The sequence below is a fragment of the Pedobacter heparinus DSM 2366 genome (genome assembly GCF_000023825.1).
In the GTDB taxonomy this organism is placed as follows: Bacteria; Bacteroidota; Bacteroidia; order Sphingobacteriales; family Sphingobacteriaceae; genus Pedobacter; species Pedobacter heparinus.
Genome location: NC_013061.1, coordinates 1,856,350 through 1,868,234, shown reverse-complemented (window position 1 = coordinate 1,868,234; position 11,885 = coordinate 1,856,350). Strand labels below are relative to the sequence as shown.

General features: G+C 37.8%; 7 protein-coding genes. 1 reads left to right on the top strand and 6 read right to left on the bottom strand.

Features of this window, described 5'->3' with window-relative positions; all coding sequences use genetic code 11:
- Nucleotide 1: 1 nt before the first annotated feature.
- From PHEP_RS07900 to PHEP_RS07875, 6 genes are all read right to left on the bottom strand, one after another.
- Nucleotides 2–1,432 (bottom strand): glycoside hydrolase family 28 protein, encoded by a 1,431-nt coding sequence (locus PHEP_RS07900; protein ID WP_222831146.1) that lies wholly within the window; start codon nt 1,430–1,432, stop codon nt 2–4.
- A 59-nt stretch (nt 1,433–1,491) separates the two neighbouring features.
- Complete coding sequence (locus tag PHEP_RS07895) at nt 1,492–4,356, bottom strand: glycosyl hydrolase (RefSeq protein WP_015807406.1); 2,865 nt, start codon at nt 4,354–4,356, stop codon at nt 1,492–1,494.
- Between the two features lie 16 nt (nt 4,357–4,372).
- The gene (locus tag PHEP_RS07890) at nt 4,373–5,215 is read right to left on the bottom strand and encodes a sugar phosphate isomerase/epimerase family protein (protein WP_015807405.1); all 843 of its coding nucleotides are present in this window, start codon (nt 5,213–5,215) and stop codon (nt 4,373–4,375) included.
- On the bottom strand, nt 5,209–6,030 hold the full coding sequence (locus PHEP_RS07885) for a phytanoyl-CoA dioxygenase family protein (RefSeq protein WP_015807404.1): 822 nt from the start codon (nt 6,028–6,030) through the stop codon (nt 5,209–5,211). The genes PHEP_RS07890 and PHEP_RS07885 overlap by 7 nt, the downstream gene beginning before the upstream one ends.
- 143 nt (nt 6,031–6,173) lie before the next feature.
- Nucleotides 6,174–7,613 carry a RagB/SusD family nutrient uptake outer membrane protein gene (locus tag PHEP_RS07880; protein WP_202901236.1) on the bottom strand — a complete coding sequence of 480 codons (1,440 nt, stop codon included), beginning with the start codon at nt 7,611–7,613 and terminating at the stop codon, nt 6,174–6,176.
- Between the two features lie 185 nt (nt 7,614–7,798).
- Complete coding sequence (locus PHEP_RS07875; RefSeq protein WP_015807402.1) at nt 7,799–11,266, bottom strand: SusC/RagA family TonB-linked outer membrane protein; 3,468 nt, start codon at nt 11,264–11,266, stop codon at nt 7,799–7,801.
- Between the two features lie 430 nt (nt 11,267–11,696).
- Between PHEP_RS07875 and PHEP_RS07870 the strand changes: the two genes are divergently transcribed.
- Entirely contained in the window at nt 11,697–11,882 is a 186-nt protein-coding gene (locus PHEP_RS07870; protein ID WP_015807401.1) for a hypothetical protein, read from the top strand.
- Nucleotides 11,883–11,885: the final 3 nt, after the last annotated feature.

Here is an 11,885-nt window from a genome sequence, read left to right as displayed (position 1 = left end):
GTTATTGAATCTTGGTATTTTTAGAATTATAAAGGAAAATCTGTTTTTTATGCTCCGCTTTTGGCTCAACAACTTTAACATTAATGAATTTTGAATCCTCCACATCGTCTGTCACAATTGCAGGGCGATAATCGGTCTTTTTAGCTTTAAATACGACATTGTTAAAGGTGATATTCTTTGCATGTCTTAAATAAAAACCCCAGGCCGGGAGCTCTTTAAATTGCGAAAATTCAGGATAGGCAATCGGCATTTCCGGAATGCTGTCCAACTCCTTCGAGGTTAACCCTCGTTTTGCATAAAATGGATCTCCAGCTCCTGGATAAACAATCTCCACATTTTCAATGGTCACGTTCTCAATCTTATAGTTAGGTAAACCGACTATACTGGCTGGCGAAATATTTCGGGGAAGATCTTCTATAGGACCTTCGTAGTTATATCCGGCATCAGCTTTATTTAAGGGAACTTCGGCATATACATTTTTGATCACTACATTTTTCATATAAGGTTTTTTCCCTTTAGTCCAGCGATCGCCAATCCGTAAAAAAATTACATTTCCGGTATTGATTGATTTTACACCATCAACTACTATATTTTCAACAAATCCACCATCTACCGCAGCAAAAGTTATGGCAGATCTATACGTATCAAATATGGTCAGGTTCTTAACCGTTACATTCCTGAAACCTCCTCTTGAAGCTGTTCCAAATTTTAATCCGTTTGCACTCGATCTGGCCGTACAATTTTCAACCAATATATTTTCACACAGCGCATTTACATCATGTGATTTCAAACAAATCGCATCATCTGCAACATCAAAATAGGAATTACGAACGATGACATCTTTACAGTCGACAATATCGACACCGTCATTATTCCAATAAGATTTACTGTCTACAGTAATGTTGTCTACCAACAGGTTTTGACATTGATCATAGGTTTGGTTCCAGCTTGCCGGATCTTTTAACGTAATGTCTTTAATGACAATATTTTTGCATTCCCTAAAATAAATATTCTGCGGACGGTTCCCTTCCTGAATGCGATCATACTTTAGCGCATCTTTAAAAATACCACGATGCACATTACTAAGTGCATTTATTGCTGTCGTAAATCCCCGTCCATTAATCATTCCCGGGCCTGTAATACCAATATTTTCCTGTTTAATGGAAAAAATCAGCGACTGCCAGTTTACCGCCGGATCTTTGATATAATCAAATGGATTATTGGAGCCCAATATGCTTGCTCCACTTTCTAAGTGTAAGGTCACATTAGATTTGAGATAAATCGTTCCTGAGACATAGCTCCCTGCCGAAAAAACCAATCTGCCTCCGCCATGTGTAGAAATATAATCAATAGCAGCTTGAATTGATCTGCTATTTAGCGTCTTTCCGTCAGACTGGATACCAAAATCATGTGCGGGATAATCCTTAGCCATTAGATTAAGGCTAAGTAAGACACCTATGATTAACAATATATTTTTCATTTCAAATAATTTTAATTTTGTTGATAAATTTCGATAGGTCCTACAATTCCCATCGATTGTATTTCCTGCTCTCTCCCTTTCCTGTTTACCCAATATTGAGCGATTTCATTGTCTGTTAAAGTTTTCATATAATTGCCCATTGTTGTAACCAAATGAATTTCAATATCGTTTGTACCCGTTTGGACATATTTAGAGATATCAAAAAATCTCTTCCCGTACCATTTTATACCGACTTGTACCTTGTTGATATACAATTGTGTAATTCCATAAACTTTACCTAAATTAATAACTAAGTTTTTGGTATCCGTCAGTGTGATCTTTTTACGATAAATTGCGGTACCAGTGAAATTCACCAGCTCTTTATCATCCTTCATATCAATAACTTGTGGTAAATTAACATGCTTTACACTACCATCTAAGCTATTCCTCAATTCCAAATCCCAAACTTTGTCCAGATTTAGAGTAGACTTACCCGAACTGAGCAAGGGCTTCCACTTCTCCCCATTTTTGATTTGATCAAAAATAATTAACAGAGATTCAGTGGGTCCAAAGTTATATTCAAAAGTGGTATCATTGGTTAATGTCAATCTAAATCGCTCACCGGAATCAAGATCCCATACCCAGGCGTATTTTCCTTTGATCTTTTTGCGATCAAAGACAACCCTGGCCTGATAAGCATCATATCGATGTGCATTTTGAAAGAAAAACATTTCAGTTCCATCATCCCGCACAGAACGGATCTGCATAAAATATCTATTGGGTGTAGAAATATTTAAATAGGAAGGAAGCTGATGAGTTGCAATTAACGGCGTATACCACTCTAAAAATTTATTGTCTGCGGGCTTGTCCAGAAAAATAAATCGATCTGAAAACTGTTGTTTCAACCGGGCTACAGCGTCCTTGATGGTTGCATCTTTTTGTTCCCAATTCAGAAACCCAAGTCCTTTTGCCGGGTATTTCTCTATACAGATCACTTTGCCACCTGTCTTTACAAATTGTTCAATTTTTTGCATTGCCAATTCACTCAAACTTTCTACACCTGGAAGAAATAGCACCCCGAAAGATTTTTTACCATAAACAATTTTCCCTTTTATGATCTCACTTTGCGTCAATATCATATCTGTGATATAGTCTGCAGCACCACCATTTTTATTAATTGCCTCCCATAATAAAGAGGTATAAGGAACATTTAACTTTTCAGGGAATGGATCTGTCTGTACACCGTTATTGGCCCATAAATCATAATTAGCTGGTAAAATAGCGATATCAGTATAGTAGTCGCCATGTTGCAACTGTGATGACAATCTGGCCTTATAATCATTTAAGTACTTAAAATATGGCCACCAGTTATTCTTTTCACTATAATAAGAGCCATATTGTACCCATCCTGGAAATGCAACCTCTTTAGGCGAATAATTAAACCCATGCCAGACAGAATGTGTAATACCAGACATGATGCTTTGGTCTGATCCCAGTTTTAATAATTCCAGTGTTGCATTAAAAACCAAATAGGTATTGGTCATTTCTTCACAGCTAACAATGCGTTTCCCGGTTAAATGGGCTGCAGAAGAAACGTATTTATTGATCATCGTATAACCCCTGCCCCTCCGGTAATCCTCGTCCGACATCTCTTCACCAAGTTTATGTCTGAGGTAATTCGTAGTCCAGGACTCCCCTTCAGGGATATCATAGCCTAAACTTGTTTCGAGTGGAAAAAATCCACGCCCATAGGCCTGAGCCCTTGATTTGACCTTCAGCTCTTTACACCATTTCAGGTATACTTCTGTAAATCTTTCCCTTAGTAATAATGCTTTCGTATATTCAAAGTCGAACCTTACTTTTTTCAATATCACATTTAGGTCCTGAGATTTTTCTGCGCCATAATCCTCATCGACTACTGCTCCTAAACGACCCACTTTAAATAGGATAAAAGGCAAATAAGGCATGAGATCATACCCGCATCGTTTTTTGAATTCTGCAGGAAAATCTTCACACCAATTGCAACCTTCCAACTCCATACTATCCGTAAATAGTGCCCTTAAATAATTAGACAGCGGACCTATCCGATCTTGCATGGTGGAAGACATTCTATTTAAATAACTTTCAACAGCTTGTTTATTTAAGTGATTTAAAATGGAGCCAGAAGCTCCTGGTGCACCATTGATCACCTTGGCGAATGACTTAAATTTTACTAATGCATAGATGCAATGCTTTCCTTCGGGTACATCAATTTTTATGATATCATTATTAATTTGATTCGAAAAATCAATTGTTGTTGCAATTGCTGCTATTGGATCTTGAGATAGCTTTAAGTCCATTAATATTGGTGATCGCAATGGATTTTTATCAGTAACCTGAGGGTCAATGGCATTATATATGCTATACTTTGTTGTTTCGTAAACCATCGGTCCCTCAACCTTTTCAGCAAAAACCAATACTACTTCTGCCCGTTCTTCCTCTTTTAAATCTTCAGAGCCAAACGGCCAACCCGAACCAACGATCAAATCACAGGTCATGTCTTTGGATCTGGCTTCATTACAAGTGTCCTTAACCAGATCAATCCATTCGTCACTCAACCAACGTAGTGATTTGATGCCCATATCATCCGCTTTGTTAGGAAAAGATATTGGATTAATCTCCACCCCCCCTATTCCAGCATCTTTTAATAAAGTTAATTGTCTGAACAACTCCTTCTTTTGTATTTTGTTCCCATTCCACCACCACCGTACAAAGGGCCTGTAATTGGCAGGGGGATTTTTAAAGAGGGTATATAAATCCTGATCGGATTTTGAGAACGCTAAAGACTCAAATTGATTAAAAAAAACTAAGGATGAGGTGGCGATTGATGTATTTTGGATAAAAGTCCTTCTGTTCATAAATAATATAGGTTTTTTAGGTAAGGTTTAGCAGCTGAATAAGGTATTTTTTTATCCACAAATTTTGCTCCCACTGTTTTAAATAATCAGTATCGGTATGGCCCGTCGTAATTAAATACGGTGGAGGACCAAATTCTGTACTGATGGTAATATTTTCTACTCCGTTTATCTTTTTTAAATCCACCCACTGTTGCCAGATCTCCAGATGTATATCGACAATATCTTTATACAAAGGATTGGTTACATCAGGTATTTGTGCACCTTGTGTATAGCCCACACGGGAGTGGATATGTTCAACATGTGGTAGAATATTTAATAATTTGTCACGTTGATCTTCGAGATAACTCTCGGAAACACAAAACCAATGTGAAATGTCCAATGTAAACCTGAGGTCGGGATATTTTTTTAATACCTCAGGAATTTTATGTAAACCATAAGCCCATTTATTTCGATGTGTTTCCTGATAAATTTTTATTCCTGTCTCTGATTGCACTTTATCACATATGCTCAGGCATCTGTATACCTCATCTAATGAAAAATACTCCCGACCTGTTTGTGCACTGATAAATAAAGGTGGTAAGCTTTGCTGTCCCAATAAAGCCAATTCACTCAATTGCTTTTCTAAGCGTTGAAAATAATCAGCTTCAGACTCGGGCTCATCCTTTACAGTCATGACAATTGCATACTTTAAACCAGCATCCTTTAGCTGTGCTATGACTGTTTCATAATTGGCATCCCCTTCCCCATAAGGGTACCATTCAATTCCATAATATCCCTGTTCTTTAACTTCGGCTAAAAATTCATTCCAGTCAACATGTTCAGCACCCCAACGTGGATACAAAAAGTTAACATTTACCATGCTTTATGATAAATTAGGGGATTTTGTTCTTCATTATTAAGTAAGTCCCCTATTGCTAAAGTATCCAGATAGGCTTTAGGCAAAATATTCGCCTGCCCATTAAAAACGTTTCCATCAGGCATATAAGCACAGGTCATTGCCCTCCTAAAGCCATTGGTCATATTTGGTCCGGCACCGTGTATGGTCAACCCATTATGGAACGAACAACTACCTGCTTTTAAAGGAGCTGCTACAGAATTTATTTGTGCCAATTCAGGATAAAATTCGAATATACCATTCATGTTTTTCCCAATTCCCACATTTTCAAATTTAGTATGCTTAAATGATCCGGGGATAAAGTATAAGCAGCCATTTTCTAAAGTAGAATCATCAAGTGCTACCCATATCGACAGCGCCTGTCTATCTGAAAAAGACCAGAACGGTGTATCTAAATGCCAGGCAGTCGGATTGGCAAAAGGGCGTTTAAACAAAGCCTGATCATGCCATATACGAACACCATCTGCATTTGACAACGCACTGACCATTTCACCGATACGCCTGTCGAGCATTAATTCCTTTACCCCTTTATCGGTTTGCCAAAGATTCAGCAATTGATCAAATACTTTTCCAAAATAATCAGCATCCTTATTGATCCCATCATCTTCACCAACTTTTGCTTCTTTGCCAGGCATTTTTTGACCTGCTCTGTTTTCAACTGCACTAAAAACTGTCTTGCGCCAATGTTCCAATTCTTCTTCATCAAGAAAATTTTCGACAATTAAATAACCATTTTCTTTGTAGAAGCTAACTTGCGCGCTTGATAATTTATAATTCATAGTAAAATTCTTAAAAATGAGTAAAACTTTTCTGTGTTGCCAGCATCAATGCATGACAGGAGGTCAATGTCTGCAGCAGAAAATATTTCAATTGAAAAATTAAGCAGCGAACCATTAAGTTCACTGCTTAACTGGCTTAAATACTAATTTTGAACCGACTTGCCATTGTATAACATTTCATCAAGCGGTATTTGTAAAGTCATCTTAGCTACAGGATAAGTGCTTTTGTCCACATGATTAGTTGAACTTGTCCTGTCAACAGGGATATTCCAACGTTTATTATTATAAAATTCGCGTCCACCCTCTCCCCAAAGTTCAATCCGGGTTTGCAATTGTACCATTTGTAAAGCAGTCAGCCCAGCCATAGATGGATAAGTATCACAAGTTAAAGCTGTCTGTCCTTGTTTTGTCCTGGCGGCCAGCAATGTATTCAATGTTGCTTTTGCAGCACTTGGATCTGTTGATGCCTGTGCCTGCGCTTCTGCTTTCATTAACAACACTTCAGAAACCCGCATGTAATAACAGGTCATTGCTGTATTCACCAGTTTTTTATCAGTACCTCCACCTATACCATGCGTTGCCGCAAATTTAAGATTGATATAAGAAGGGATATTTCTAACGGCTCCACTGGTTGGATAAGCATAATTTCCCCAGGCACCTTCTACAAAGACACTTTTCCTGAAGTCGTTAGCACTTATCTTATCATACAACCTATTGTCAATTCGCTGGTAGCCTTCACCCAGACCACCATTTCCTTCTCCAAATGGATTCATCCAGCCCACATGAACATTTACAGCTTGCCCAACAGGGAATCCAAATATAACTTCAGGATTGACGTTAATATTTAGAAAACCATTTTGGTCAGGTCTGATTTCGGGAGCCACCTGTGTGCCAATATTTTTCCCTCCATATACAGATTCTGTCATCAACGTTGGATATTTGCTGAGCACTTCATTGGCTTTGGCAATCGCTGTTGGCCAATCACCTGTATGCAATGCTACTTTAGTTTGCAAAAAGCCAACTACCGCTAAATCGAAATCTGTAAGTACCCCGGTAGTATAGGTTATTCCTGCACTGGTAAACAATTGAAAGGCTCTGTTCAGGTCATTTTTGATAAAGGCATAAGTTTCCTCAGCAGTAGCCCTGGCTTTACTTTCCTGTATTGGCGAATAAAAATCATATAGCGGAACACCCAATTTACTTTTTCCGCCCTGCAAATAAGCATCCTGATAATTTTCCATTAAAAAATTATAAGCATAGGCTCTTAAGGTTAAAGCTCTGGCTTTGTACTCCTGTAACTTCACATTGCTACCAACCGTATTGTCATCTAAATAGTTAAGCAATGTATTAGCGGCTGTGATGAGGTTCCATGAATAACCCCAATAAGGTGAGTTTTTATCAACTCCCGATGAAATAAAATCTAAGAACCTATATTCATCACCTCCAAAAATTGTTAAAGGTCTATTGCCAAATACAATGTCATTGCTTTCCAGATTTCTCATCGCCATCAATCCCTGGACATTATTATATCGATCATCTGAACCAAAACCACCTGTAGTTCCAGAATTTATTAGTAAAGGCATATTATTAGCCAGACTTCCCAGAATCAACTGAATTGTAGCTGGATCACCTTTAGCCAATAGTGCCTGGATTTGTTCATCTGTTATGTTATTTGGAGGCGCAACATCCAATTTTTTGCTACATGAGCACATCATTGCGCAAACTGTTAATACTACGAATATCTTTTTCATATCTACTTTATAAAACATTAAAAATCAAGATTAAAACCACAAGTGAACGTTCTCATTGAAGGATATGAATAGGCTGCCACCTCAAAACCTCCTACCAGAGACATTCTAGGATCTATTCCTGAATGGGAAGACAACAACCATAAATTATCTCCGGAAGCGAAAATTCTCAATTTACTAATTTTAGTTCTTTTTAAAAGTTTCTCAGGAAGCGTATATCCAATTGTAATATTTTTCAGGTTTAAATAAGATGCGTTGAACAAAGCCATATCTGAATATAACCAACTTCCAAATGTGGCTCCGTTCCCATATGTATTACCATACATCACCATCGGAAATTTAGCGCCTGTATTTTCCGGTGTCCAGGTATTACCTATTAACTCTGCAGATCGTATAGCTCCCTCACTAACATACATATTGTTTCCATATTCTGTACTGAAAAACTTACCTCCCAATTGGTAGGCCAATGAAGTATAGAAATCAAAGTTCTTATACCTTAACGAAGTACTAAAACCGCCAATCCAATCAGGAACAGCACTGCCCATTTCATACCTGCTCGCTATAGAGTAATCTGTTGAATTGAAGCTTTCACCTACTTTATAAGTTGGATAAAGGCCTGCATCAGCCTCTTTTTGAGTCACTTGATGCCCAAACAAAGGCAAACCAGTAGCCTGGTCAACACCAGCATATTTGAACAGGTATAAATTGTAATAATCCTTATTTATTCCTCTTAAAAAAACCGTTTGGGTAACCGCACCAGTACCAGCGGCCGCCCAGCCATCCACACCTGAAGTCCAGTTTCCATTAAGTTCAGCTGATCCTACTCCTTTTGGAACATCTTTTAATATAGTTCTGTAATGTGTGCCATTTGTTGATACAGTCCAGTTCCAGTCATCATTCTTGATGATATCAACCGAAAGATCAATTTCAAAGCCCTTATTACTTAGTTTGGCAGAATTGGTCAAAATCGAAGTCTGACCTTTTGAAATCGGAATAGGCTGACTCCAGATTGCATTAGTTGTTAACCGGTTGTAATAGTCAAATGAACCTCTCAACCTACCAAACAAACTGAACTCAAGGCCGGTATCAAATGTGTTGATATTTTCCCATGTCAATTGATCATTAACATATCCGTTTTTTGAAAGGTTATAGCTTGCTGGTATACCAGTACCCGCTGTGGTTGATGCATAAACTGCAGAATAGCCCCAGGTTTGGTAACCGGAATAGTTAGCTACACCATTTTGATTTCCGATGATACCATAACTTGCACGAACCTTAAGGTCATTCAACCAATCTGAACTGCTCTTCATGAACTTTTCGCTGGATATTCTCCATCCTGCACCTACTGACCAAAAAGTTCCCCATCTATTTTCCGGTAATTTAAATTTAGACGATCCATCGCGGCGAATTGAACCTTGTAAAAAATACTTATTGTCATAGTTGTAGTTACCCCTTGCAAAATAACTTTCCATGTTACGGACATCCTGTGCTCCACCCGGATTAGAGAAAGTTCCTCCATCATATCTTCCAACAAAATTTGCATAGCTTATAAAGCCTGGAATCAGCTCATAAGAGGATCTGTAATTCAATCCTTCAGACTTGAATGAATCATACTCATGTCCAAGTAAGCCTTCAATAGTATGTAAGCCAATGGTTTTATTGTAATTCAACAATTGTTGGGCATTCAAGATAGCTACATTACTGAAAACTTTTCCAAAGGCACCAACACCTTGTGCCTGACCGGTCTCGTTATTCCAGAAACGCGTACGGACCTCATTAAATTTATCATAGGAGAAATTAGAAGTAAAGGTCAGATCACTATACAATTTAGCCTGAATATAAGTCCTGGTATTTAAATCGCCCGACTCTCTATTGTCCGTATCCGTATCCAATACAGTTAAAAGATTAGTATTGGACAATGCCGAAGTAGTTAAGCCCAATGGAGAATAGGTATCACCTGCCAGAACATGGACTTTTTTCTGGCCGTTCTCATAGATATAATTGCCGTCTTTATCTCTGGCATACAGCTGAATAAGTTGATTTTGGCCATTGATATACCTGAAAACATTTGACACTGCACTTCCTGGATTACGTCCGAATCGTGTAGCTGGCGATTGCGTATTGCGGACACCATACATTACATTGGTACCCATTTTTAACCAGTCAAAAACCTGCGCATTTACATTTGCTCTTCCATTATAGCGGGAAAAAGTTGAGCCCCTTATATAAGAAGGATCTTCCAAATATCCTCCAGAGAAGAAATAGTCAATTTTATCAGTTCCTCCAGAAACGGATAGATTATATTCCTGACGAAGTCTGTCTTCTAATACAAATTGATCATAGTTTTCATTGTACAATAATTTTGCGTTTGGATTTAACTTGCCATCAGGATTAACCAGATAAGCTCCCGACATCGTTTTACTGGAGTTAACACCTGATCCCGTTGTGGTATAGGTTGCCCCGGGAACATCATACAGCATCCAGTTACCTAGATTGTTCATTTGAAAATTAGTGGCTGAACCTGTATAATCAAATAAGTGAGCACTGGCAAATTGTGCGGCAGCATCATGGCTCATGTTCGGATTCTGAACATTCGTTGTGTAGTTTTTTGAAGTTCCGGAACCAGCAACTCCATATCTTACAGAGTTATAGATTGACAACCAGGCATATTCATAAATATCTTTTGGATTGTCCATCTTATCAAATTGATAAGGTCCAGCCTGATTAACGCCGAACTTACCCTCAAAAGAAATCCTGGGTGCTCCGTTTTTTCCTTTTTTAGTTGTTACCAAAACGACACCATTTGCACCTCTGGATCCATACAACGCTGTTGAAGCTGCGTCTTTAAGAATTGTTATACTTTCAATATCTTTAGGACTAATAGTGGCTAGTGGATTTGCATTCTGTGCAGGCACACCGTCAATAACAACCAATGCATCTGATGTACTTTGTGAAGCAGAACCCAAACCTCTAACTCTGATCCCCATATCAAGACCAGGCTGACCATCTACTGCCGAAACCTGTACTCCTGGAGCAGCGCCCTCTAATGCTCTACTCACGCTGGAATTCGATTGCACAGCAAGCACTTTGGAATCAATTGTTGAGATAGAACCCGTCAGATCTCTTTTTTTAGCAGTACCATACGCCACAACAACAACCTCATTTAAGCCGGTAGTTTGTTCCTGTAGCCGAATAGTCGGATCAAAGTTAGCATCTACTTTTACCCGCTGCTCAATAAATCCAATATAACTAAATGTTAAAGTGGAATTATTCGTACTCATAATCTCAAACTGCCCAAGCTTATCAGTTGAAGTTTTGTTTTTATTAGCCGATTCTGAAATAGATACTCCTAAAATTGGCAATCCTGTAACGGCATCTACAACTTTACCTTTTACACGCTTAGCTGTTTGACCGAATGTCTGTGTTGTCCATATTAACGATAATATAATCGCTAAAAAAGAAAATAAACTAGGTATTTTTTTTTTCATAAAATCTGGTATTATTTACGTTTAAAATTGATTCTTTTTGTTTTAATGCGGTCACTATCATTATAGGAACCATCATGCAGCATCCTTGATAGCATGAAACATCCTGCGATAAGTTTAACTACTTCCCATATTTGGCTATTATTTAATTATTAATTCTATTTATTTAAATATGTCATTTATTACCGAGAACACACTTACAACAGATATTTAAATTAATTGTAAATCTAAAAATATCTTTATACTCTTATTCAACTGTCATGTACTGTCCTGTCCTTCTATAAAGAAAACGATAACCAGTAGATAAACATCAGCGTCCAACTCTATATTTTTTACCGGACATTGCGGAAAAAAACATTGTTCTTTCCATTTAAAAAGATTTTTAGTAATTTTAACCTATCAAATAAAAATCTTAGGAATTATATTTTTTGTAATGAAAACTCCAAAAAAACCAATCAACAAAAGCCAAGCAGAAGATCCAGAAAACGATCTGGATGATTCGTATGAAGGAACAAGCAAAAAGAAATCATACGATGATGATGATGACGACCTCGATATGCCATTAGATGATCTGGACTCCTTTGATAGTTTTTCGGATGATGATGATGACGACTATTAACAA